Source organism: Bacillus cereus group sp. N12 (assembly GCF_016483575.1).
Lineage (GTDB): Bacteria > Bacillota > Bacilli > Bacillales > Bacillaceae_G > Bacillus_A > Bacillus_A toyonensis.
In genome coordinates this window covers 1-24,700 of the sequence record NZ_JAEHBO010000041.1, presented here as the reverse complement: position 1 = coordinate 24,700, position 24,700 = coordinate 1, and the positions used below count along the sequence as shown (strand labels likewise).

The following is a 24,700-nucleotide window of genomic DNA, read 5'->3' as shown; positions in this document are numbered from 1 at the left end:
AATATGTTTGCGTTCAAAAGTAAAAAATCCAAAAAGGAAAAACAAGAGGAACTAAAAAAGAAGAAAGGTTATAACCCTTATTTAGTGGCTAGAGTTCAGCCACAAGGGGGAATTAGTTTTAAAGAAAGTTATTTTCAAACAGGTGATGGATTAGGTACTTGTGTTCATGTTTTTGACTTTCCAACAGAGGTAAATGATTTTTGGTTAGAGCAAATTATGAATATGCCAAATGTGATCACAACATTAGATGTCATGAGTGATGACCGAAAAGAAGTTGTTGAATCAATTAATAAATCCATGAGTGAACAAAGTGTGCGACATGATACAGCAAAGGATAATATAGATCGAATTGATGCGAAAAATGAATTTTTAGAGCTGGAAGCTCTCTATACGGATTTGAAACAAGGTGAGGTCATGAAACGTATTCACATTCGTATTTATGTTTCCGCTAGAACAATAGATGAGCTAGAAAAACAAGTAAAAGAGATCCTGGAAACATTAGAATCTTATAACTTTCGAGGAGCTGTCTTTTTAAATGAACAAGAGTATGAATGGGATGCACTCGTAACGAGCTTTGATACACAAAAAAATTATGTGAACCGAAGAAAAGGGAAAGAAATTCCGGCAGTCAGTTTGGCTGGTGGGTGTCCGTTTCATTATTCTTATTTACACGATCCATACGGTACGTATTATGGAACAACGAAAACAAAAGGCAATGTTATTTTTGATATCTTCCATAAAGACAATCAAAGAAAGAGTTATAACGGTGTAATGATTGGAAAGTCTGGTGCGGGAAAATCAACATTGTTAAAAAAGAAAACGGTGGATTATGCAAGTAAGGGTCACTTTGTTCGGGTATTTGATGTTGTAGAAGAGTTTACAGATACAGTAGAAGAGCTAGGTGGAAAGACAATTGCTTTAGACGGATCACAAGGTCAGATTAACCCACTTCAAGTATATAAGACAGCAGAAAGTGAGGAAGTTAGTTTTACCCAGCATTTATCTAAACTGACAATTATATATCGGTTCATTGCACCAGAAGCAAAAGATGATGAAATTAAAGAATATGAAAATTTACTTCGTAAACTATATATTCGTATGGGATTATGGAATGACGAAAAAGGAGCAAAAAATGAAATTACAACAAGAAAATCGAAAGAATATCCGATCTTCTCTGACTTTTTAAAGTTTGTTCGCAAAGAGTTATATCAAGATGTAGCAGCTAAAAAGCATCATGATAATTTAGGAGACAGTAGACTTCATCGTTTAGAATTAATTGAATTAAATCTTACGAATTTAGTAGAAGCATATGCAGAATTATTTGATGGGCATACTACAATTGAAGATTTCAAGAAAGAACAGGTTGTATCTTTTTCTTTACGAAATATATCTAGTTTTAAACCAGAAGTATTCCAGGCACAGATCTTTAATGTGTTAAATCTCCTTTGGAATGAAATGATTTCAAATGGTGCGCCTCAATTAAAAGCCTTTAACAAAAAGCAACTTGCTTTTGAAGATGTAACTCGTTATTTCATTATTATTGACGAGGCGCATCATATCATAAACACGAAAAAAGAAAGCGCTCATGCGCTACAATTTTTAACGAAACTTAGCCGAGAAGATCGAAAATATTTTGCAGGGCTTTTATATGCAAGTCATACGATTCGAGATTTTGTACCGGAAGGATCTTCACAAGAAATGATTGATGAAATTAAAAAGCTTTTTGAACTTACACAGTACAAATTTATTATGCAGCAGGATAATAACAGTTTAGATATGTTACGAAAAGTATTTGCAGGACAGTTAAGTGAAAGTGAAATTGCAGCGATTCCACATTTACCAACAGGGGATGTCATTTTAAGTATTGGGGCTGTAAAAAACATTCACTTCCATGTAGAAGTAACAGATGAAGAATTGATGTTATTCGGGGGAGGTGCTTAATACCATGCATCTAGTTTTAAAGGTTATACCAAAGAAATGGCTCATCACTTTAGCACTACTTGTGATGGGTCTTTTTTCTTTTCTCTTACTTGGAATTATGAGTATTTTTATTGCGGCAATGGGGAGCGATAGTGGAACAGACGCAGGTGATATTACGTATACAGGTGAAGGGCAAGTCATGAATGTTTCGCCTGAAGTTCTAAAATGGGAACCTACGATTCGGAAGCATGCGAAAGCCTTTGGGGTGGAATCGTTTGTCGCTTTAATGCTTGCTCAAATGATGCAAGAAAGCGGAGGGCGTGGCAGCGATCCAATGCAGAGTTCCGAAGGCGCATTTAATACGAAGTATTGTAAATCACCAAATTGTATTACAGATCCAGATTACAGTATTTGGGCAGGTGTACAGGAGTTTAAACATGCGATAGAAAGAGCCGGAGTAACGAGTCCAGGGGACATGGATCATATCAAAACCGCCCTTCAAGCATATAATTTCGGGACAGGATTTTTCGATTTTATTGGTGCAAATGGTGGCAAGTATACGAAAGAATTAGCAATTAAATTTTCACAACAACAGTATCAAAAAGTAAAACATACTGGCATGTATCGTTGCCTTAGACCAGAAGCCGTACCATATCAAGCGTGCTACGGCGATATTTTGTACGTTGACGCAGTATTAAAATATTATCAGCCGGGTTCTGTCGTTTCTGGTGGAGGAGGAAATCCAGGAAGTGGAGGCAGTAGCGGTTCAAAAGTTGCCGATGTAGGTCGCCAATGGATAGGACGTTCTACCTATGTATTTGGTGGAGGACGTAACACAAATGACATCGCAAGAGGGATTTTTGATTGTTCAAGTTTTGTACGCTGGGCATTCGAACAAGTGGGGATGTATACCAGTCCGATAGGAGCCGTAAGTACGGAAACATTAAACAAAATTGGTACAAAAGTATCAGCAAATGATATGAAACCGGGTGATGTTATTTTCTTTGATACCTACAAACATGACGGACACGTTGGCATTGTAATTGATAAAAACACTTTCATTGGATGCCAAACGAATAAAGGTGTTTCTATTGAAGATTTAAATAATCCGTATTGGAAAAAAGTCTTTTCTGGTCATGTAAGAAGGTTCTAAAAACCGAAAGAATAGGAGACTAAGAGAATGAAAGATAAACGAAAAACTTTGTTTATTGTATTTGTCATTTTAGTTGTAGGTGTGACAGCTTTTAATATCTATTTGAGTAAAAAATCAATGAGTGATGGTAAAGAAAAACAGCTAAAACTTTCAAATGAATTACTAACAAAACAAAATGAAGACTTAAAAAAACGACTGGATAAGGTACTTCCTTCCGCACAAGAACAACAGAGAAGGGCGTATTTATCGACAGCCGAATCGTTTATTCAATTATCATTTCATCGAGAAAAAGAAGGCTACAGTGAGCGAAAAGAAAAAGCAAAATCCATTATGAGTGAAGAACTATTACAACAATTTTATCCAACTGATAAATACGAATTAGGAGATACGTATAAAACGAAACCAATAGAAATGAAGTTTTATTTACAAGAAAATGAACCCGATAAAGAGGAGGTAAATGTGTTAGCTGAATTTATAAATGTCACGACAGATCCAACGCAAAACCGAGAAGAAAAAGTAAACAATGTGTTACGAATCATCATGAAAAAAGAAAATGAAATATGGCGAGTTACAAGTGTAGAAGAGTTAAATATGAAAGTTTTATAACGAAAAAAGTGGGGTGAGAGTGTGATAGGAGCGATTGGTAAGAAGAGTGAAAGAATCAATCTAAGAAAAAATAAGTCGTGGATCTACTTAACAATTATCAGCTTTCTATTTTTGGGTTTTTTCGCTTTCTTGACATCAAAAATTTACATGCCAAACGATGAAAAACTATTCCATACAGAGACAAATAAAGTAATTAAGTTGTCGGGTATGGGGAAATTGATTGTAGAGAAAAGGGAATACAATCCACACAAAAACTTTATACAAATTTACTTTCGATTAGAAGGATATGAGGAAACAGGATATACATTTAAAGCACAGCAAAAAGCAAATCCAGGTGTTCAATTACCTGTCAAAGTATTGTACGAGGAGAACGGAAAATACGTTGTAGAAGTAAAAGACTTATCTCCGAATTGGGGAGCGCTAGCTTTCGATATTTACAATAAAAATGGTGAGAAAGAACAAATGGATATTCGTAAATTCACACAAGATGTTAACGAATCTGAAGAAGAAAATGCAGCAACAAAAAGTCCGAATAAATTAGTTCAGACGATTTTTACCGATCAAAGAAAAACAAAAGCGAATGACGAATTGATAGCTGAAGATAAAAAAACATATGAGCTAGATTTTATAGAAAGAGACAAAAAGGATATTGAAACAAAGATAAAAAATTATGGGAAAGCAATCAAACTGGAAGAAGAAAATGCGAAGACAGTTTATGAAAAAGTAAAAGAATTACAAGATGAAATGAAGTATCAAACCGAAGCGGAAAAAACAGAAACGCAATCCAAAATAGCATCCTTAGAATCAAAAATAAAATCATCAGAAAAGAACGTTGAATTGTTTAAAGGAGAACAAAAAATCGCACGAGATAAAATCAAAAAGTTAGAGCAAAAGGCACATGAGATTAATAAAAAGTGAAAAAAGTCATGTCGTCACTGAGTACTCACCAGTGGAATTTGAGTACTCAGTGAGTGCTCATCTGGTGGTTTTTGTATCGTCAGCGAGTACTCATCAGTTGGATTTGTGTCATCAGTGAGTACTCACCTAGAGGATTTTCTTGCCCCCATCGTTTTGCTAGGCTCCGCCTAGCCCCACACCCTCGGTGGGGGCAAAAACCCCTTATGCTCTTCTCACTATTTATTGATCTCTACCCAGAATTGCAGAAAGGAGCGGAAATTGTGAATCTAAAAATAAGAGATATAGATCCAGTTGCCTTAAAGAAAATAGATGAAATAGCAAAGAGGAAAGGAGTATCTCGGCAAAAATTTTTGAAAGCTCAAATTGAAATGCTGGCATTTTTTCAGCAACAAAATAAGAGGGAAATGGAATTAGAAAATCTTATCGAAAAGAACATCCATATGATGAGTGCTTGTTATAGCGAAATGGAAAAAATGAATGAGTTTATTCAAATGATGATGCAGGATGTTGAAAATGAGTAATGCCGTTCCTGTTCAGTCTTCCATCACACCAGGTGTTGTTTTGAAAACGAAATTTGTGTTACCAAGTTCAGATGCTTTTCAGAACTATATTGATTATGTAGATCGGGAGGAAGCGAAAAGTGAAGTGAAGCTGAATCCAAAAATGTTTGAAACGTATCAAGACTATATGGGGAATTCAGAAAAGACATCGGCACTATTTACAGAACACGCAAATCGTTTAACAGAAAGTGAGAAAAAGTCCTTAAAGGAAATGTTTAAAACCGCTCATGAGAATGGAAGTATCATGTGGCAAGATGTCATTTCTTTTCATAATCCCTGGTTAGAGAAACAAGGGATTTATGATGAGAAAACAAAAACATTGGATGAAAAAAAGTTAATGGATGTAACACGGCTTGCAATGAAGGAAATGCAAAAAAGAGAGGGGATAGAAAAAAGTTCAATCTGGTCAGCAGCTATTCATTTTAACACGGACAATATTCATATTCATGTAGCAACTGTTGAACCATTTCCAACGAGAGAACGTGGTAAAAGAAAACCAAAAACGTTAGATGCGATGAAGGGAAAAGTCGTAAACAATTTGTTAGATCGTAAGCAGGAACAAAAACAAATTAATGATCTGATTCGAAACAATATGGTGGGAAGGAAAAAAGAGGATTCCGTTTTTGATTGGCGCAATCAACATCTTAAGCCGTTATTTTTACAAATCTATAAACAGCTACCAAGTGACAAAAGACAGTGGCAATATAGCTACAATACGATGCAACCATTAAAGCCGGAAATTGACAAATTAAGCAGTCGATATATTCAACATCATCATAAAAAAGATTACGATCAATTTCTCCAAAAGCTAGATAAAGAAGTGCAAGTTTTTAAAGAAGCATATGGGGAAGGAAAGTATGATAAGAAGCAATATGAAAATTACAAGACGAATAAAATAAATGACTTGTATAAAAGAATGGGGAACGCCTTTTTACAAGAAATGAAGGCATATGATAAGGAACAAAAGAGAATCCATCACATGAAGAAATCAAAGCCGTTTCAAAAATTTCAACAGAATGTATCTATTCAGTATTCTATGAGAAAAGTGGAACGTGCTTTTAAAAGTGAATATGAAAGCTGGAAGAACCAAAAGTATTATGAGCGTATGCAAAAAGAAAGTGCATACCAAAATGAGAGGGGTTATTAAATGAGTACAATTAGAAGACAGGTAACGATGGATCAAGAGACAGAGGATTATATAAAGGATTACATGGAGGAACACGGAATTCGATACACAGGGGAAGCAATGGGGAGAATTTGCAAGGAGCATGAAGCGGCAAAAAATACAGAATGGTCGTTAAATTATGTAACAGAAGTGGTATCAAAAAACTTACATGATGTGTTAAAAAGTGAGCTAACAAAAATTCGTCTTGGTGCCAATAGCGCGGATAGAAATACACAAGTTTTAATCGAATTAATGAATGGATACTTTTTTGCTAATGACCTGGATTTAGAAAGCATTATTACAACGGATAAAATAGAAGTCGGTGGCGTGAAAATTGCAAAAGAAGTCGTAGCGGAACGCATCAGTAATGCAAGACAAAAACGTTTAGATCATGAGGCAGCAAAGAACAATGTAACGTAAGCTACATTGTTTCTTTTTATAAAAAAACAGGAGGTTAGTAGGATGTTATTATTTCATGAAGATATCGTATTAGGAGTCATTAAAGAGATTGGAGAAGGTGAACTTGTTTTACTTGTAAAAGAGGAAGATCTAACAATCAAAATTACACGAGAACAAGAGGAAGAACTTGCAGTCCATGTCATGAATCAAGAAAATATGTTAGTTCCGGTTAATGTGAAAACTCATGAGCTTTTCTTTGATACAGCTGAGAGATGGATCGATGAAAAATTGTATAGCAGGAACACCAGATTAAATCATTTTTTGTTACTCAATTGAGAAAACGGAAAGTGATTTTTTTATATCTAGAAAAGAAAGGGGGGAAAAGTAAAAGCCCTCTTTCTTTTTAGAATGAAAAGAGTGACTGTATGTATGTTCCTTGTAGTATGGTTTTGTTGAATTTTACATTCTTGTCCACATTAAAGGGGAAACCGAATCAACATAAAATTAAAGTATTTCTCAACCTGAAATTGTATTAAATTTTAAAATTCTTTGTTATTATCAAGTGGCAATATCTGGTTTTAAATAATTTGATTAAAGGGGAGTGGGTAAATCAATGACATTTAAAGTAGGTATGAAGTACATGTTTAAAAATAAAAATAGTAGAAAATATCTAGACATATCAGGAAATCAAACAGGTAATAATGCTAATGTTCAACAATATGAATATCTTGCAGATGCACCTTCTGAAAGATTTTTTCTTCATCCATTAGATAACAATTATTATGCAATGATTAATCTAAACAGCGGTAAAGTTATAGATATATCAGGAAATCAAACAGGTAATAATGCTAATATTCAACAATATGAGTGGCTTGGAGATGCACCTTCTGAATACTGGTACTTCCATCGTGAAGCTGATGGGCATTATGTTATTGAATCAAAACATAGTGGCAAAGTTTTAGATATAGAAGGAAATCAAACAGGTAATAATGCTAACGTTCAACAATATGAGTTTCTTACAGATGCACCTTCTGAAAGATTTGCAGTTGAAGAAGCAGGAAGTGTCTCACTCCCATCGATAAATACGCAACCATTATCACCTGTACCACAATATGAAACAATAAATGACCAACTTCCCGAAGAAACAGAACGTGTGGTAACAGCATTTACAGTAGTTCCGGCTATTGCAGTAAAAGATCCACATTATGGTGGAGATACAGCTAAACAAATAAAAGAAAACCCTTATTATATGGTTGTGAAAAAACAATGGTGGAAAAAACAAGAATCTTATGTTTTAGCTCCTGGTGAAACATATAAATACACAACAAAAACAGGTATAAAAGTAACGGATCAAGAAACAGCTACAAAGACAGTAAGTTTGAGTATTGGCGCTGATATGGGTTTTAGTTTTAAAGGATTTTCAGTAGGAATGTCTTCTCAATACTCAACACAATTACAGACTTCTATAAGTCATACAACTGAACAATTAAAAGAGGAAACATGGGATCACGAGATAAAGAATCCATCTTCAAATAGGATGGCGTACTCTAGATATATACTCACTACAGAATATACTGTGCAAAGGAAAAGTGGCACAATCGTAAATTCTCCTTGGACGATGACTGATAAGACAAGAACGCATGCAGTTACTTATCCGAATGCTGAACAAAAAGCATTGAATGAAAATACAAAACAACTATCCAAAACTCAAAGTGTGAACTAAAAAAATATTTACAAAAAACACCTGATTTCTATACGTTGAATCAGGTGTTTTTTATTCCGAAATAAAGGTTGGGAGTGCTTTCAAATAGCACTCTCTTTCTTTTTTAGTAAAAAGGAGGAGATGCCATTAATGTATGGCTGTTTGCAAGCTGTATGTTCCTTGTAGCTGTCTTTTTGAACACATTGTTATTATTCGTTCACCGAATGATGAAAAAGCGGAGAAATAAGAAATGGAAGCGTGAAACTGAAATTGCAGATTAATAGGAGGTAGTACGTATGGGGAAAACATTGTTTATTGCTGAAAAATCGAAGGTAGCTGTTGAATTATTAAAATCAACTAGATTTAAAAACTCACAAAGATATCCAGGGAGCAAGCCATATTATGGCTACTATGAAAATGAAAATTACATTATTAGTTGGTGCCGTGGGCACTTATTAGAACTAAAATATCCGGAGGAAATGGATGAAAAATACAAAGAATTTAATTTTGATCACTTGCCTATTATTTTAGAGCCGACATATAAAGAGAAATCGGATAGTCTCGAACAAATTCAAATATTGGTTAAGCTATTGAACCGTCCTGATGTAGATCACGTGGTAAATTCATGTGATGCAGACAAAGAGGGTGAGCTTATCTACCGAGAAATAGTTGAACATGCAGGTGTGAACAAGCGAGAATCCCGCCTTTTTATCTCTTCTTATGAAGCCGCAGAGTTAGAGGGAGCATTGAACCGATTAGAACCAGGGAAAGACTATGAAGCACTTGCTCAATCCGCTAAAGCGAGGCAATACCTGGATTACATTCTAGGAATTAATGTTACGAGGGGTTGTACATCCAAACTAGCAAGAAATCAATTTTTATTGGTTTCTGGTCGTGTTCAAATGTGTATCTTGAATGAAATCCGTCAAAGGGAAATCGCTATCCAAAATTATAAAGAACAAACCTATTACAATTTAAAGCTACTAACCGAAAATGGTTTATCACCGGTGATGAAAACAGAAGATCAATTGATAGATCCATCGCCACTACAAAAGCTTGGAGATAGCTTGAAAGAAACAAATGTAATCGTAACGGAATTTAAAGAAAGTACGAGAAAAAAGAAACCAAAATTATTATATAACTTAACGGATATTTACAAAGATGCTCACGCCAAGCTGAAGATAAATGCAGAAATAGCAAAAAAATATATACAGAGTTTGTATGAAGAAGGCTTTATTACTTATCCTCGTTCTTCATCCAGGCATTTACCTACAGAACAAGTGGAACGAGTGAAGGAAGTAATGGCTGCATTAGAAAAAAGCTCCTATGCAAATCTCGTACAACAAGTAATCCCATCTTCTATTACAAAAAAACACACTACATTTAATGATGAATTAGTCAGTAGTCACTTTGCCATCATCCCAACAACAAAATTATATGTCGGGACCAACCGAGATCCATTAGAAAAACAGTTATATGACTTAATTGTAAAACGATTTATCGGGAACTTTATGAAGCCGGCAATCTACCTGGTAAGAGAAGTACATTTTATAGATCAAGAGGGCAACACATACAGTACAAAAGAAAAGATCCTACAAGAGAAAGGGTTTCTAAGTGTGTTTCAAGAGGATATAGAAGAGGGTTCAGTTGAAGCATTTCAGATACCTATGTTACGAGAAGGAGATTCTTTCAGAATCGTTCAGTATGACTTGATTGAGTCTCGAACAAAGAAACCAGCCTTTCATACGGAAAGTTCCATTTTGACCTTTATGGAGACGGCAGGGCGTAAATTAGATGATGAACATTTGAAAGAACTTATGAAAGGAAAACGGATTGGGACAGTCGCAACGGAAGAAACGTTTATTCCGAAACTGTTAGAGCGAAGCTATATTGATGTTACCAACAGTCAGATTCGAACCACTAATATTGGTCGTGCGTTTATAGATGCTTTTCCGGTAGATGAAATCAAAAATCCAGCTTATACGGCTGAAATGGAAGGGATGATCTACATGATCGAAAAGAAAGAAATGAAATATGAGGAATTTGTAGAGAAAACAAATACGTTTGTAAAAGACACGGTGGCACAATTAGGTGCAATGGATGATAAGGTGTCGGATAGCATTATTAATACCTGGAATCAGCAAATTGAAGTGTGCAAATGCCCTTGTAGAAAAGGAAAAATCCTTCATAAAGGCAATTTCTATGGTTGCAGTAATTATCCAGAATGTGAAATCTCCTTACCGAAAAAAATTAAAGAAAAAGCGATTCCCGAAGCGCAAGCGAAAAAGCTTTTTGAGGATAAAAAAACAGATCTTTTAAAAGGATTTAAGTCCAATGAGAAGGAGTTTTCCGCTTATTTAGTGTTACATGAAGGAAAAGTTAAATTTCAGTTCCCAACGCAAGAGGAGCTGTCATTTGGTAAATGTCCAAAATGTAAACAAGGGGATATGCTTCATCGTAAAACATTTTATGGATGCACTGAGCATAAAAATGGATGTGATTTTATGTTACCAGCCAAGATGAAAGGGAAAGCAATCCCTGGTAATCAGGTGAAAAAGTTAATTCAGTATAAAACAACGGATTTTATCAACGGCTTTCAAGGAGAAAAGGGAGAATTTACAGCAGCTATCTATATGGAAGCGGACGGAAGTTTGAAATTCCGTTTTCCAACGACTGAAGATCGTACGATTGGTAAATGTCCATTATGTAAGGGTAGAGTCCTTGTAGGGAAAAGTAACTACTTATGTGAGAAATACAAAAAAGGCTGTGACTTCATAATCTTTGGTACATTCTCTGGTAAGAACCTAAGTAGTAACCACGTGAAAAAGTTATTAGAAAAGAATGTAACAGATCAGATTAAAGGGTTTATCTCGAACAAAAACGGGAAGAAATTTGACGCTCGTTTATCATACAGCGTACAGGAGAAGCGATTAAAATTCTTATTCGGCAAATAAAGTTACTCAACTAAAGGGCCAGATTGTTGAACAACAGTAATACAGGAAACTGGTTATATATGTTGAAATTTATAATAGATTGTGGAGATTTCTACTTAAAGTTAGTATGCAGGATAATTAAAAAACATTTCCTTAAAAGGGGGAGTGTTTATTACTTTGGAACATAAAGAAGTGAATATTGAATATGAAAAAACAAATGACAAACTTGCTCTGGATAAGTAGAGTACTGCACAAGTTTTCCAAAGGCAATGATCTGTTTCTTCACTACAAAAAATCAGTAATATAAGAGAAGGAAGTGAAAGATTTGAATAAACAAAAAGCGGTAGAAATAGCAAGGAAGTATGGTTTGGCAGTTAAAGAAGAATCCATTATATTCAACGAGTCCGGTTTAGATTTTCTGGTTGCTTATGCAGAAGACGATAAAGGCGAAGGATGGGTGCTAAGGTTTCCGAGACGGGACGATGTGATGCCGAGGACGATAGTGGAGAAGAAAGCACTGGATCTTGTAAAAAAATATGTCAATTTTCAGGTGCCAGTCTGGTCGTTTTATAAAGACGATCTAATAGCTTATAAAAAGTTAACCGGAGTGCCAGCAGGCACGATTGATCCGGAGATCCAAAACTATTTGTGGGAGATGGATTATGAAAATGTACCTAAACAATTTCATCAGACATTAGCCAAAGCGTTGGCTTCGCTACACACAGTTCCGAAAGCAGAAGCCCTTAAAGTAGGCCTGGTTGTCCAGACAGCAGAAGAGGCAAGAAAATCAATGATTGAGCGTATGGAAAAGGTTAAAGCGAAGTTTGGCGTAGGCGAATCCTTATGGAACCGCTGGCAGGCCTGGGTAAAAAATGAGGAATTGTGGCCTCAGAGAACAGGTCTGATTCATGGAGATGTTCATGCTGGCCACACGATGATTGATAAAGATGCTAACGTAACCGGTTTTATCGACTGGACCGAAGCAAAAGTAACGGATGTATCAAATGATTTTGTTTTCCAGTACCGGGCATTCGGGGAGGAAGCCCTGGAGAAACTGATCAACTATTACCAGCAAGCAGGCGGGATTTACTGGCCTGCCATGAAAGAGCACGTCATTGAACTTAATGCTGCATACCCTGTTGCGATAGCTGAGTTTGTGATTATCTCAGGCTTAGAAGAATATGAGAAGATGGCGAAAGAAACATTAGAAGTGAATGACCGCTAGCATTATGAAAAAAATAAAAATAAAGTTCTTCTTTGTGAGATACAACCGCTGTATAAATAATTCATAAGCCAAGACGCATGAGTTTTCACAACGAAAATCTTATTAGTTTTTTTATTGTTGTTTCAGAGTCCGTTAGAAAAAAACTTGATGATTCAATTGAATATAGAAAAAGCGTGTTTTGATCAAATTATTTTTCAAAACACGCTTTTTCTATTTGTTCTGTTATCAAGGTCTATTAAGTTAATTTAATCAAACTTTATTCAAAAGCTACAGAATGCGTGTAAAAGAGGACTAGGAAACGGAATAGTCCTCTTTTTTATTTCATTTTATAGAGTAAAGGGGGGATTCCGTAATGGCATATGTCAGTGCGGAGGATGCGATGAAAGCAAGAAAAGTTGACTTGATTTCCTATCTGGAAGCAAAAGGAGAAACATTTAAGAAAGAAGGTAACTATTATCGTCATACGGAGCATGACAGTCTCATCATTAAAGGCAATCAATACGCCTGGAATAGTCGAGGGGAAAAAGGTTATGGAGCGATTAGCTTTGCGATGATGTACTATGACATGACATTCCCACAAGCCGTGATGGACATTCAGAAGGGGGACTACAAAGAGTTTGATCGTTCAAAAGCTGAAGAGGAGCGCAAAAAAGAGCAGCAACCTTTTAGTTATCCAAAACACCTGGAAGTAAATAAGCAAACAGAGATAAAAGAATATCTAATTCACGAACGGAAAATAGATCCTCGCTTAGTGAATTGGCTAATTAAAAAGGATCTCATCGCCCAAGATAAGAAAAATAATGTGGTGTTCAAATGGAGGGAAGAAGGAGGCAAAGGGCAAGTCATTGGAATGAACCGTCAAGGTACGGTCAAAATGGAGAATAAAAGGGGTAGTTTTAAGCAAATTGTCCCGAATTATGAAAAAATCAATGCCGGTTTTACGGTTGATGTAGGTAAACCGGATAAGATTTATTTTTATGAAGATCCAATCGACATGTTATCTCATTGGAGTATAAAACAAAATAATATCCAAAACGCTCGCCTGGTTTCTATGCATGGATTGAAGTCCAAAACAGTGATTCAATCTTTAATGGATGCGAAAAAAGAAGGGCACGATATTAGAGAGGTTATCATGGCAGTTGATAATGATAAGGCTGGGAAAGACTTCATTCAGACAATGAAATGCTTTGTCGATCTTAAAGAGGATATTCCAACGAATGAAAAAGATTGGAACGATGTCCGGAAGAAACAAGTGAATGAGCAACAGGCAAAAGAAACAGCCCAACCAAAGAAAATGAAACCAATTAAAGAGGTGGAGCGAAGTGTCTAATCTACCAGAAATGCCAAACATATTACAAATTTTGATGTATGGTTTTATCCTTTATGTTCTTTTTCGTATTTGTAAATTCATGTACCGGAAAATCCAGGAGCGAAGAATATTAAAGCGAATGGCTAAGTCTGGTATTCGCTATATAGACAAAATGGACGGACATCAATTTGAAGTATACCTAAAAGCTCTCTTTCGAGAGTTGGGTTATTCTCCAACAGTCACAAAGCAGTCAAATGATTTCGGAGCGGATCTGGTATTGAAGGGGAAAAATCGTATTGTCATCCAGGCGAAACGCTACGGGATGAAAAATAGAGTCGGCATCAGTGCTGTACAAGAGATATATGCAGCACAGGCCTATTACAAAGCACACGAGGGCTGGGTTGTAACGAACAGTGTGTATACAAGACAGGCGAAAGAGTTAGCAGAGGCATGCCATGTGAAACTTATAGATCGTGTAGAACTTCAAAAATTGATTAATAAAATCAATTCCGAATATTCGGCTGAAGATGTGTATCAAGGGGTAAAACCTGCAGAACGGAAATGTCCCACATGTAAACATGATTTAGTCATTCGAAATTCGAATAAAACAGGTAATAAGTTTTTTGGCTGTTCACAATATCCCACATGTACACATACAGAACCAATTCATACATGAGCTGTGATGAAAATCCGGCTCTTTTTTTATTTGTATAAAGAATACATGAAAAAAATCAGTTTAACTAAAAAATGACCCTTCAGATTTGCTTGTATGGAGTTTTGAAGGAGGTGTTAATATAATAAGTCGTATTTGTTGTAAAAACGCATGTAAAGGGAGTAAGGGGATTTACATGCGTTTTTAGTTTTTTAGGGAAAATAAAAAGGGTAGCTATTATTTACGACTTAACCCTTTGTCTACAATCTGACGTATTGCTTCGTTTCGATTCTTCAGCTTATTATCATGCCAATAATTTTCTATTTGTTGTACTTGTTCTTTTGTAAAAGTAACTAAAATTTGAGTGCACTTGTCTTTATTAACAGCCATATTTTTTAAAATTTTCTCTTAGGGGTCTGATCAACAGAACTTACCCGTACATACCCTATTGGGATCGTTTCTTAGCTGATGACATAAGAATTCACAATATATCTCTATAAGCACCTAAATATTTCTCAATAAAATAAAAAACTTTTTTTGATTTTAATGTAAAATTTTAGTTTATTTCTTATATGATAAATGTGCCGTTATAGACGGTGCTTTTAACATCTATCTTCAATGTAAGCAGTTGAGATATAGATGTTAAATAGCAGTAATGATAAATTCATAGAAAGGAAGGTTACATGGAAGAGAATGACGACTTTTTACATTCCTTTGAAGAAGGAGAAATACAGGCAAATCCTATCATTCCAGCAAAGCTATTGAACAAAGTAAAATCTAAATTCAAATTAAGAAAAGTCAATGATCAAGTTACCGACAGAGCTTTGTATGATAAGGACGTTTCAACTAGCTCTATTGCACATATTTTTTTAGGCGGTATATCAAAAGCAGGATATACAAAAGATCAGCCAGTAGGCATGCATGTCATTACTCATGGTTCTGATTTAGACGCAGTTGAACCAGATCAATCGCCTAACGAAAAATCTGAGAAGACTAGAGCGGTACGGCCAGTAAGCCCTAATGATGAGGGGTATGCACCACCAGGAAGAAATGGGGTTTATAAAGCCAAGGTTTGGTTGAGAGAGACAAGATGGAATAAATGGAAAGAGAAAGAAAGTACCATGTTTCCAGCGGATTGGGATGCAGAAAAAGTAATTGATGTAATCAACAGAAGCTATGATGTTGCTAAAAAAATAGATACTTCCAATGGAACAGAGACCTGGGAAGGGCGCGATCCCATTACTGGAGCCATGATTGTGATGAAATGTATTCCAAATACCGGAGAGATTGTTACATCCTATCCTAAATATGAAAGAACTTAAACTTTATGTGTAATATCGATAGATTAAATAATTTTATAGGGGGTAATTCAGAATGAGAAACATTAAATACATTAGTACAGTAACTAAACAACAATCTGCCCAATTAAGTGCTACTATGACGGATGAGAAACAACATGTAAGAAAACACCATGGATTGATGGGGTATTTTTATGGTGAAAAAGATTTTAAAAACTTGCTATTAATAAGAGGAAATAGCTTAGTCAATGAAGATATTCATTCAGATAACATAAAAAAATCACGTTTTACATCGAGTAATTTCATTCACTCCGTTCGTTGGCAAGGTTTTATCCAACCAAAAGACGATGGAATTTACTTTTTTTCATCAGGAAAGCATAATCAAGTCATGATTCAAGTTGATAGTACAATTGCAGTGGATTTACTTGGAAGAGAACAAGGAGTTAAGCTTCAAAAAGATATTCTATATAAAATTATTGTGGAATATCAGGTAAATCCAGAGGAAAAAAGTACTTTCACTCTTCTTTGGGGAACAGAAGAAAAGAAAACTGTTGTCCCATATGAGGTATTACATGCACCTAGTCTAGCACAAAAAGATATACCCACTGTAACTAGTAGCTTGCATAAAGCAAAATTCGCTGTAGCTGATTTTATCCGTGAGGAAACGGACACAGATGGTGATAATATTCCGGATAGTTGGGAATACGAAGGTTATACAGTAGTAGATGGGGATTTTGGAATAAAAGATTTGGTTAAATGGGATGATGATGTGCATGCTCCTCCTCTTGTGAAATATAAAACTTCACCTAGAAAATGGAGTACGAGTGACGATCCATATAGTGATTATGAAAAGGTTACAGGAATACAAATGGATACTCGTGTTACAAGAGAAGCGCACCATCCATTGGTAGCAGCTTATCCAGAAGTGCATATGGATATGGAAAAATACCTAATCATCCCAAATACAAACTTTCAATCTGGAGAAGGTGGATCATCTTCTAAACAAGTAACACGTGGAAGTTCTAGTACTGTGTCTAACACGGAATCTTGGGGTGTGACAGTGGAAGCTAGTGCTAGTCTTTTGGATTTCGGTGGATCAGTAAGCACAAGTTATGAATCTTCTACGACAACATCTGTAACCAAAGATGAATCGGTTTCTGATTCCACATCACAAGATTGGAATGAAGTTCTAGGTATCAATACTGCAGAAGCAGGAAAGATTCTACCTAATGTACGATATGTTAATAGTGGAACAGCACCTGTATTTAATGTAAGGCCTCAATTTACTCTACACTTCCCTAGAACTTCAAATGGTGACGCAATATCATTAATTAGCTCATTAGTAGGTGAAACTCATAAAGGATTAGAAGTACTTCCAGGTAGTACCTATCCATCAACGACAAGACCGCCTCTAGCTTTTGATAAACCTACACATTTTGGAGAGTCCCTCATGTTGGATCAGGGGAATGTACAACGTCTTCAAAATAACGATCAACTAAAAATGGACACAATAGGTATTGATTCAAAAGTCGTATTGATTGATTCACAAGGTCAAGATTATACAAGTAGTCAAGATTGGACAAATGTTATATCTAAAATAAAAGCTAATACTGCAGAAATTGTTAATAACCCTGTCACAGGGGAATTTATTAGGCGTAATATTGCAGCACCTGGTACTACACCTGTTGAACAAACGGTACCAGAAGTTACATTCAAAGAAGCACTAATAATAGGTTATAGTGCTGTTGAAAGAAATGGCAAGCTATATATTAATAATATGGAAATATCACCAAGTATGACAAGTATAGTTGTAGACCAATCAACAGAAAGAGAGATGAAACAACAAAATGTTACATCTATATTTGATATAAAACTAAAAGCTGGTATGCACATTGAAATGCAATTCAAACTGGGTATTCATGGAATTCCTCGATGGGGATTTGATGGAGACAAAATATATAGCGTTAGATTCCCTATGATTCCAATTCCAGAAGTCCGTTATCAATTAGAAGTAGATGGTAGGTTAACAGAGATACGATCAGATGCCACATATGATAGCAATGGAAAAAGAAGTGTCGAGTTTAGTCCATTCAATCTTCATGGAATTCCATCATCCAGTAACATAAAGATATATGCTGTTGATGAAAAGAATGATAATATCAAGGCTGTAGTAGCACAATACACTCCTAATTAATATTTAAAAGATAAGAACATTTTTATTCATACATTTTTATAGAACTAAAGCATCTAATATAAATTAGATGCTTTTTCAATTATTAATCCATATTATTTAATAGGAGTCACTATACATGCTTATCAAGCTAAGTCTGGATTTTAACAATTTACAACCTAAGATAGAAAATCTTATTTCAAAAGTCTTAACATTGTAAATTCGCATTTTCGGGACGCAACCCTAAATGGATTAAATTTTAAAATTCATAAATACTAATTATATTCGAATTATGAGGAAGCTGTTCAATATTACTATATAAGAACAACTGATAATACAATTATTGATTTGTGTATCTCTGATTTTCCAGAAATCTTCGCTGTCCATGAAGGATTTAGCGGTAAACAAATTAAGAAGATTTACAACTGGAACTTATAAGCTATATAAATAGCGAATTTAATTATTGGAGGAATGAAAAATGAAAAATGGTGTATCTGAGTGGAAAGCATTGAAAGAAGAGACAAAGTTAAAGCTATTGCGCTATGCGATGTTAGAAAGTAAGTATAAGTATGCAAAATAAAAGCTCTTCATTTGCAAAAAGCAAACAAAGAGCAAAGTCATGAGTGACCGTCGAGGAAAGAAATTGGCAGGTTTCTTTCCTCTATATTTTAACATATAAAAAGTTGTAGAGAAAAGGGGCATGTAGAATGGAAGAAGGGCGTATTTCCTTTCAGCAAGGGTTTAAAGAATTTCTTATTATGATGGTCTGTTTTTGGTGCATTATGTTTCTCATGTATGGTGAAAGCCTGTTACAATAGAATGGAATCGAAAGTCTAAATACCCTTAGGTAGCTCTCATAGGTGTACGATCTATGGGGGCTTTTGTAACAAGAAGCATAAGATGGCCGTTTTGGTCAACTTATGCTTCTAATAGGGGTACAGCCGAGATACGTGTAAAAATAGGTCATAGACTTACTTTCATTTCCATCTATGACCTATTTTATTTATAGAGGTATCGCTTCTTCTATTGGATGAGGAATCTTTTGTAAGTCAATTACATAATCACCGAATCGTTTTATATGTCTAGTGATATAAGGGTACCGCCAGCGAAACGGAAATAAACCACGCTAAGAATTTTTAAGTCGTTTTAGCACTAATTTAAATTAGTGTTGTATGCGAAATTGGATAACAATGTCTAAAACTTTATTATTCGAATCCTATACTAAGCTTTCTTCCCCCTCATTTTATGACAAAGAGACATGATAAGCCAAATAGCAGTTGGAAGTGCGATTGCTCCAATAATCATAGACGCTAACATGTTAACTGCACTGCCAGAGGCGTATAACAATATAAAAATAGCTATTAAGAAGAGAAGGGCTCGTATAGTTTTCAAAAGATTAGCTAAGCCTTTTTTTTCTTGTACCTTCCATTTGTTACTATATGTTGTGATTACAGTCCAAACTATTGGAAGTGCAGTGGCAGTGGAAATAACTGCTATTGTCAACAGTATGGATTGTAATGTACCAGAGCTTATCATTGCTCCAAACCATACGAGTACTGTTATTAAAACGAACGGAATGGCAAAATAATTCATAGAACGGGCTAAATTCCCATACTTTTCTACGGATGTGTCACGGTCACTATAAATTGGTTTTGTATTAGGTTGTGCTCGAAATAAATGAATGTTTCCTTGTGAGGCAATATGCGACCATCCAGAGAATGAAAAAAAGTCCAAGTATTCCTCTGCTTCACCCTCTTTTAATGAACGATAATCTACACTGTAGATATAATCTGAGCATTCTCCTTTTTCAAGCGTATACCCCATAAACTTAAAATCACTAACATGCCAACCCTTTAAAGAAAATCGGTGTAATTTTTCCATGTCCTTTTCCTCAGAAAAAGCTAACCCACCTGACGTAATATACTTTGTTTTTCTCATTCTTTAACCTCCTTCAATCCCGTTTCTGCTAATTGAATCATCAGTTTTCTTACCTTCACATCTTCTTCTAATACTTCTCTGCCCTTGTCAGTAAGCAGATATGTTTTACGCCTTGAATCCGAACCATCATTCAAATAAATCCATTCTTGTTTTAATAACTTTTTTATAATCGTGTACATGGAAGCAGGACCTATAGTAATTGCCCCTTTTGTTGTTTCTTCAATTAAGCTCATAATTGAGTAACCATGCCTTGGTTTCGTTAAAGCAGCCATAATATAAAACACTGAATCCGTTAATTGCTCAGTTTTTTTCAACCCATCACCTTCTATATCTCTTTAATATGTATCACAAAATGATATATCCAAAAATAATATATCATTTTGTGATACAATTGTCTAGAATTCTCTATGATTTTTGAACCAATTATCATACACCCTAATTATACAATTGAAACGAAGTGTTTTCAGTAGCTAACTAATGGATAATTAGGGTTAACCCATAATAGACAATTTACTTAATAAAAATAGACGAAGCAACAGAAACAATATTTATAAGCTCAATAAATTTCATTTGGAAATAAAAGTAAGTCTATGACCTATTTTTACACGTATCTCGGCTGTACCCCTAATAGTTTACGGCCACCTTATGCTTCCAACTGCGGTCAACTTATTGGTAAAATGACAGCTTTTATAATAAGGAAATATAAAATTTCACGTACCGTAATGTTTAATAAAAAATAAAACAGATAATCAATAGTCTACATTTATTTTTTTGCCTAAATAATCCGCTTAATGGATACTGCATTGTTTGGGATGTTGCAGAATCTTAATAATAAGGATTCTTTTTTATTATATTTAAGCAAAAGAGAACTCTTAAATTAAAATTAGAATAGTAGAAGGCCTTCGAAAGAGTGCTTTATCTATTTCTGAATAAAACACTGATTTGAATTATATTTCTCAATAAAAAAGATATACAAATGGGATAAAATTGAATCTATGAGATATATTAGGGGTTCACTTTACGTTTAGACACAAGTTGACCTTTACGATGTATGTTAAGAGCTATATTCTCCAAAAAACTATATGAAAGGAGTATCAAAGCTGCAAATTATAATCTACGCTACTTTTAAAAAATGTTTTTAGTAATGATTTTATTTATATAACTAGGAGGGGAAACATGAAATTAATATCAAAAATAGTAATGAGTACGTTAATAGTATTGAGTACATTTGCATTCAACTTAGGTGGAGAATTTGATAAGAGTTTTCTTTCTACCCCAAAAGCATATGGGGATGTAATCAAGGCACTTCCACAAAATGCGTCAAAGATAGAGTTAGATTATGCTCCTAAGTATGACTACGACACAGACGGGTGTTATGCGACTGCAGCAATTTCTCCAGATGGCACGACTAACCCTGGCCTAAGTTTGGGCGGTTCCCCGGAAAGTGTCTGTAGAGATGTTAACCGACTGGAAAATTCAAACACTTATTCTCGGGCCAAATCAAATAATGGTTGGACTGCCATTATGTATGCGAGTTACTTTGAGAAAGATCAACAAACTTCGGGCCCTGTTGCGCTTGGACATCGACATGACTGGGAACACACAATAGTTTGGGTTAAAGATAGTCAGGTTCAATATGTAACTTATTCAGCACATGGTAATTGGTACACTAACCCTCGCTCAAACGTTAGATTCGATGGAAACCACCCGAAAATTGTATACCATAAGGACGGCGGCTTGACACATGCTTTTCGCCTGGCTAATAGCAATGACGAGCCGCCAGAAAACTATTATCACCAGTGGCTCCAACTACCAATGGTTGGTTGGAATGGCTATCCAAGCCTAGCTATTCGAGAAAAACTAATGACTACGAACTTTGGATCTGCAACACTTGAAATCAAAGATGGAAATTTTGAAAGATCCCTTGCTAGTGCAAAGCCACCCATTAACTTTGACCCTTACGCACCGGAACTAGAAGATGGTGGTACTTATCAAATAGTTTCTACTTTAAATAATAGTAGTGTCGTTGACTTAAATCAAGCAGATGGAAATGTTCTATTATGGCAAAATGGCAACGCTAATAATCAAAAATGGAAGCTAGTATATGATTCAAATAAATTAGCATATCAAATTAAAAATATAGCAAATCAAAATTTAGTATTAGCTTGGAATGATCTTAATGGTTCCAATAATGTGGTTGCTACATCTAATCAAAATAAGGAAGAGCAATATTGGATACCAACAGAAGCAGGAAATGGATATTATTATGTAAGGAATAAGAAGGATACAAACAAAGTGTTAGATGTAAGTGGCTATGGTACTGCAAATGGAACAAATGTTACAGTATATAATTTCCATGGTGGTAATAATCAAATATTCAAATTGTCTAATGTAACAGGGAATTTAGCAAGAGAAGTGGAGTCACTCTATAAGGCACAGCCTGGTCAAAGCAGTAGATCAAGTAATAATTTTTCACTTGATCATCTTGCAGCAGGTACCAAAGTACGAGTTGTTTTAGAAGGAGCAGGTGCTACCTCTTTGTCATTTGGCATTGCAAAAGATATACGTAACGGTTCAGACCGTGGGATTTGGTCAAATGTTAGGGATGGTTCTATTCTAACAATTCCTTCCGGAGATGATAGAAATAATTTGTATATCGCAGGCCCTCCTAGCGGATATACTTCTAACGGTACATTTAAAGTGAAATTCTACGCTCTTCCAAACTAAAAAATATTATAACGTTTCTATTCCTTTTATATTAATCTAATTAGAAAATGAGTATGCATACTTCAAAAGTTTTTTTCGGCTTGCTCGATTGGATTAACTATATTAATAGAAAATATAGTGTTCTGTTGCAAAATTTTGTTAAGAGATAAAAAGGTGGGATTAAGTACAGCTGAAAAACCGAAGTCTGAGCCATGACTTCGGTTTTTTTATATAGGTCTAGTGATGGGGTAGCTGTTCTGGCCCACAGCAACATTTCCTAATAGGGGGCACCATATCAAAAAAAGAAAATTGTACGTTTAGAGATAATTTAGGAATATCCTCAAAAATCAGCACTCAACATGTAGCAACGATCATAAAAATGAATCCTTGAAATAAGGGGGGGAATTAGAGTTAGAAGGTTTCTCAATAATAAAAATAGATGAATATGGTAAAATATTCATGAATAAATCACTCAAAAGTAAAATGGTGATTCCAGTCAGCCTAAAGTACTCATATGAGTACTTTTTTGCTCTATTTATGTTGATTCAAAGCAAAGGGGTTTGCAATATATGTAGTAGTATTATTTTTTCTTACTGAATATGTTTAAAAGAATTCATAGTATGAAAAATTGAAGATACTGGGGGAATTAATTATGGCGATATTAGAACAAACTTTTTCTGACTTTTTGTGGGCATCAAATGAACCATTTTTGAAGGTTACCTTTGTCGCATTTTGGGATAAAAATAACCCCGAAGAATATAAAAAGGTAGAACCCATATTAGAAGAACTTTCTGAAGAGGTAAAAGATATTACATTTGCAAATATAAGTTTTGAAAGACAAGAGGAGATTGGAAAGGTTACATTACTTAGAGACATTGATGTCCGAGCAGAAATGTACAGATCAAAAGGTTGGTATACTGAAGAACAGGATCATGTGAAAAATGAACCGCTTATATTTAGGATTTATTTTAATAGAAGAATAATAAATGAAAAAATCGGTGCTTGCTCTAAAGAGGAGTTATTGGAGTTTTTAGGTGAAGCTCCAAGGGATGAAAATAAGATAATAGAACTTACAACACAAAATTTCGAAGAAAAAATAATACAAACAAAAGGCTCTGTATTGGTCGCATTCATAGATGAAAATTTACCAGCAGTAGGTAAGGTGTTGGAACCAATATTAGAAAAATTATCCGAAGAAATACAAGGTATTAGTATAGCAAAATTTGAATTTAATCGCGATGACACTGATGCTGATGATTTTCAAGAGAAATATATATACTATACAGATGAATTTATGCTCTTCAGAAATGGAAAATACAAAGCTGGTCAAAGTTATTGCACCAAAGCAGAAATACCTGAATTTCTTGAAGGAAATAGCTTAGATGCTCTTCATGTTCTAATAGATATTAAATTTATTAATGAAGGAGACGAAAGCTTTAATGATGCCGGTATGCCAAGACCTTATGGAGAGATTTATATAGAAAAAAATAAGGAACTGGGTATTTATGAAAATATATTAGTATGGCAAGAAAAATACAATAGAAAAAACACGTCATTACTTTCTCATAGATTTAGAAACGTTATGGTATGTACAAATTCTGAAATAAATTCTTTAACTTTTTATGGTGATGTGAAAGAATACGATGAATACAGTGCCGATGATATTTTAGCTTATCCTAATAAGAAAGTAACAGGTTCGCCAAATCAGACTATTAAGCTTCCAGGAGAAGATGATAAAAGTTATGTAACAATTACGTATACGATAAAAGAGGGCGTTTGGTGGTAAATTACAAATTTATAATGATAAGAAATTTTCTTATTGTTATTGATTTGGTATTTTTTATTGCAGAATCCTTATGATAAGGATTCTTTTTTTATATCAAAAATCACAAATAAAAAAAAGATAAGATCAGCGAACATGATCCTATCTTTAGCACAAGGAGTAAACAAAAGGATAACCATCATATTTTTATTATAATTTATTTTTTGTTAATTTTGAATATTAGAACCATAATTAACAAGTATATCTATATTGAGAAATTTATT

At 34.8% G+C, this 24,700-nt stretch carries 20 protein-coding genes and 1 pseudogene; 18 read left to right on the top strand and 3 right to left on the bottom strand.

Annotated features, from left to right (window positions below; all coding sequences use genetic code 11):
* The first annotated feature begins 3 nt into the window (after window positions 1-3).
* The 13 genes from JDS92_RS18235 to JDS92_RS18175 all read left to right on the top strand — a co-directional run bounded on the left by JDS92_RS18235 (window position 4) and on the right by JDS92_RS18175 (window position 14,566).
* A complete protein-coding gene (locus JDS92_RS18235) occupies window positions 4-1,941 on the top strand; it encodes a VirB4 family type IV secretion system protein (protein ID WP_098230597.1) in 1,938 nt (645 codons plus the stop codon).
* Window positions 1,942-1,945: 4 nt separating this feature from the next.
* Window positions 1,946-3,073 (top strand): bifunctional lytic transglycosylase/C40 family peptidase, encoded by a 1,128-nt coding sequence (locus tag JDS92_RS18230; protein ID WP_199632260.1) that lies wholly within the window; start codon window positions 1,946-1,948, stop codon window positions 3,071-3,073.
* A gap of 27 nt (window positions 3,074-3,100) precedes the next feature.
* Window positions 3,101-3,679 carry a MerR family transcriptional regulator gene (locus JDS92_RS18225; RefSeq protein WP_199632259.1) on the top strand — a complete coding sequence of 193 codons (579 nt, stop codon included), beginning with the start codon at window positions 3,101-3,103 and terminating at the stop codon, window positions 3,677-3,679.
* A 21-nt stretch (window positions 3,680-3,700) separates the two neighbouring features.
* The gene (locus tag JDS92_RS18220; RefSeq protein WP_199632258.1) at window positions 3,701-4,597 is read left to right on the top strand and encodes a hypothetical protein; all 897 of its coding nucleotides are present in this window, start codon (window positions 3,701-3,703) and stop codon (window positions 4,595-4,597) included.
* Window positions 4,598-4,857: 260 nt separating this feature from the next.
* Entirely contained in the window at window positions 4,858-5,118 is a 261-nt protein-coding gene (locus JDS92_RS18215) for a hypothetical protein (protein ID WP_199632257.1), read from the top strand.
* Window positions 5,111-6,304 carry a MobP2 family relaxase gene (gene mobP2, locus JDS92_RS18210; RefSeq protein ID WP_199632256.1) on the top strand — a complete coding sequence of 398 codons (1,194 nt, stop codon included), beginning with the start codon at window positions 5,111-5,113 and terminating at the stop codon, window positions 6,302-6,304. The genes JDS92_RS18215 and mobP2 overlap by 8 nt, the downstream gene beginning before the upstream one ends.
* Window positions 6,305-6,742, top strand: a complete 438-nt coding sequence (locus tag JDS92_RS18205) for a hypothetical protein (protein ID WP_199632255.1) — start codon at window positions 6,305-6,307, stop codon at window positions 6,740-6,742.
* Between the two features lie 42 nt (window positions 6,743-6,784).
* The gene (locus tag JDS92_RS18200) at window positions 6,785-7,057 is read left to right on the top strand and encodes a hypothetical protein (protein WP_199632254.1); all 273 of its coding nucleotides are present in this window, start codon (window positions 6,785-6,787) and stop codon (window positions 7,055-7,057) included.
* 277 nt (window positions 7,058-7,334) lie between these two features.
* Window positions 7,335-8,444: an RICIN domain-containing protein gene (locus JDS92_RS18195; protein ID WP_199632253.1), complete on the top strand. Its 1,110-nt coding sequence runs from the start codon at window positions 7,335-7,337 to the stop codon at window positions 8,442-8,444.
* 275 nt (window positions 8,445-8,719) lie between these two features.
* Window positions 8,720-11,377 (top strand): type IA DNA topoisomerase, encoded by a 2,658-nt coding sequence (locus tag JDS92_RS18190; RefSeq protein WP_199632252.1) that lies wholly within the window; start codon window positions 8,720-8,722, stop codon window positions 11,375-11,377.
* Between the two features lie 304 nt (window positions 11,378-11,681).
* Complete coding sequence (gene mphM / locus JDS92_RS18185) at window positions 11,682-12,581, top strand: macrolide 2'-phosphotransferase MphM (protein WP_199632251.1); 900 nt, start codon at window positions 11,682-11,684, stop codon at window positions 12,579-12,581.
* 352 nt (window positions 12,582-12,933) lie between these two features.
* On the top strand, window positions 12,934-13,911 hold the full coding sequence (locus tag JDS92_RS18180; RefSeq protein WP_199632250.1) for a DUF3991 and TOPRIM domain-containing protein: 978 nt from the start codon (window positions 12,934-12,936) through the stop codon (window positions 13,909-13,911).
* The gene (locus JDS92_RS18175; RefSeq protein WP_199632249.1) at window positions 13,904-14,566 is read left to right on the top strand and encodes a restriction endonuclease; all 663 of its coding nucleotides are present in this window, start codon (window positions 13,904-13,906) and stop codon (window positions 14,564-14,566) included. Before JDS92_RS18180 ends, JDS92_RS18175 begins: the two co-directional genes overlap by 8 nt.
* 213 nt (window positions 14,567-14,779) lie before the next feature.
* Here the strand turns inward: JDS92_RS18175 and JDS92_RS30955 are convergent, their stop codons facing one another.
* Window positions 14,780-14,932 carry a ribbon-helix-helix domain-containing protein gene (locus JDS92_RS30955; RefSeq protein WP_242476009.1) on the bottom strand — a complete coding sequence of 51 codons (153 nt, stop codon included), beginning with the start codon at window positions 14,930-14,932 and terminating at the stop codon, window positions 14,780-14,782.
* Between the two features lie 293 nt (window positions 14,933-15,225).
* On the opposite strand from JDS92_RS30955, the gene JDS92_RS18170 reads away from it, so the two are divergent.
* From JDS92_RS18170 to JDS92_RS18160, 3 genes and pseudogenes are all read left to right on the top strand, one after another.
* Window positions 15,226-15,864 (top strand): EndoU domain-containing protein, encoded by a 639-nt coding sequence (locus JDS92_RS18170; protein ID WP_199632248.1) that lies wholly within the window; start codon window positions 15,226-15,228, stop codon window positions 15,862-15,864.
* A gap of 52 nt (window positions 15,865-15,916) precedes the next feature.
* Window positions 15,917-18,034: a binary toxin-like calcium binding domain-containing protein gene (locus JDS92_RS18165; protein ID WP_199632247.1), complete on the top strand. Its 2,118-nt coding sequence runs from the start codon at window positions 15,917-15,919 to the stop codon at window positions 18,032-18,034.
* 222 nt (window positions 18,035-18,256) lie between these two features.
* A pseudogene (locus JDS92_RS18160) lies at window positions 18,257-18,448 on the top strand (hypothetical protein); the annotation flags it as partial.
* Between the two features lie 783 nt (window positions 18,449-19,231).
* On the opposite strand, the gene JDS92_RS18155 reads toward JDS92_RS18160, so the two are convergent.
* Together JDS92_RS18155 and JDS92_RS18150 are read right to left on the bottom strand one after the other, a co-directional pair.
* Window positions 19,232-19,948, bottom strand: coding sequence for a DUF2812 domain-containing protein (locus JDS92_RS18155; RefSeq protein WP_097832714.1), 717 nt, complete (start codon window positions 19,946-19,948; stop codon window positions 19,232-19,234).
* Window positions 19,945-20,262 carry a PadR family transcriptional regulator gene (locus JDS92_RS18150; RefSeq protein WP_097897350.1) on the bottom strand — a complete coding sequence of 106 codons (318 nt, stop codon included), beginning with the start codon at window positions 20,260-20,262 and terminating at the stop codon, window positions 19,945-19,947. The genes JDS92_RS18155 and JDS92_RS18150 overlap by 4 nt, the downstream gene beginning before the upstream one ends.
* A gap of 862 nt (window positions 20,263-21,124) precedes the next feature.
* Between JDS92_RS18150 and JDS92_RS18145 the strand changes: the two genes are divergently transcribed.
* Both JDS92_RS18145 and JDS92_RS18140 read left to right on the top strand, forming a co-directional pair.
* Window positions 21,125-22,675, top strand: a complete 1,551-nt coding sequence (locus JDS92_RS18145; RefSeq protein ID WP_199632246.1) for an NPP1 family protein — start codon at window positions 21,125-21,127, stop codon at window positions 22,673-22,675.
* Between the two features lie 631 nt (window positions 22,676-23,306).
* Window positions 23,307-24,440 carry a thioredoxin family protein gene (locus tag JDS92_RS18140; protein WP_199632245.1) on the top strand — a complete coding sequence of 378 codons (1,134 nt, stop codon included), beginning with the start codon at window positions 23,307-23,309 and terminating at the stop codon, window positions 24,438-24,440.
* The last annotated feature ends 260 nt before the right edge of the window (window positions 24,441-24,700 follow it).

Excerpts from the sequence above, each read along its gene's own strand:
- JDS92_RS18235 (WP_098230597.1), top strand. The coding sequence starts at position 4 with ATGTTTGCGTTCAAAAGTAAAAAATCCAAAAAGGAAAAACAAGAGGAA.
- JDS92_RS18230 (WP_199632260.1), top strand. The coding sequence starts at position 1,946 with ATGCATCTAGTTTTAAAGGTTATACCAAAGAAATGGCTCATCACTTTA.
- JDS92_RS18225 (WP_199632259.1), top strand. The coding sequence starts at position 3,101 with ATGAAAGATAAACGAAAAACTTTGTTTATTGTATTTGTCATTTTAGTT.
- mobP2 (WP_199632256.1), top strand. The coding sequence starts at position 5,111 with ATGAGTAATGCCGTTCCTGTTCAGTCTTCCATCACACCAGGTGTTGTT.
- JDS92_RS18205 (WP_199632255.1), top strand. The coding sequence starts at position 6,305 with ATGAGTACAATTAGAAGACAGGTAACGATGGATCAAGAGACAGAGGAT.
- JDS92_RS18200 (WP_199632254.1), top strand. The coding sequence starts at position 6,785 with ATGTTATTATTTCATGAAGATATCGTATTAGGAGTCATTAAAGAGATT.
- JDS92_RS18195 (WP_199632253.1), top strand. The coding sequence starts at position 7,335 with ATGACATTTAAAGTAGGTATGAAGTACATGTTTAAAAATAAAAATAGT.
- JDS92_RS18190 (WP_199632252.1), top strand. The coding sequence starts at position 8,720 with ATGGGGAAAACATTGTTTATTGCTGAAAAATCGAAGGTAGCTGTTGAA.
- JDS92_RS18180 (WP_199632250.1), top strand. The coding sequence starts at position 12,934 with ATGGCATATGTCAGTGCGGAGGATGCGATGAAAGCAAGAAAAGTTGAC.
- JDS92_RS30955 (WP_242476009.1), bottom strand. The coding sequence starts at position 14,932 with ATGGCTGTTAATAAAGACAAGTGCACTCAAATTTTAGTTACTTTTACA.
- JDS92_RS18170 (WP_199632248.1), top strand. The coding sequence starts at position 15,226 with ATGGAAGAGAATGACGACTTTTTACATTCCTTTGAAGAAGGAGAAATA.
- JDS92_RS18165 (WP_199632247.1), top strand. The coding sequence starts at position 15,917 with ATGAGAAACATTAAATACATTAGTACAGTAACTAAACAACAATCTGCC.
- JDS92_RS18155 (WP_097832714.1), bottom strand. The coding sequence starts at position 19,948 with ATGAGAAAAACAAAGTATATTACGTCAGGTGGGTTAGCTTTTTCTGAG.
- JDS92_RS18145 (WP_199632246.1), top strand. The coding sequence starts at position 21,125 with ATGAAATTAATATCAAAAATAGTAATGAGTACGTTAATAGTATTGAGT.
- JDS92_RS18140 (WP_199632245.1), top strand. The coding sequence starts at position 23,307 with ATGGCGATATTAGAACAAACTTTTTCTGACTTTTTGTGGGCATCAAAT.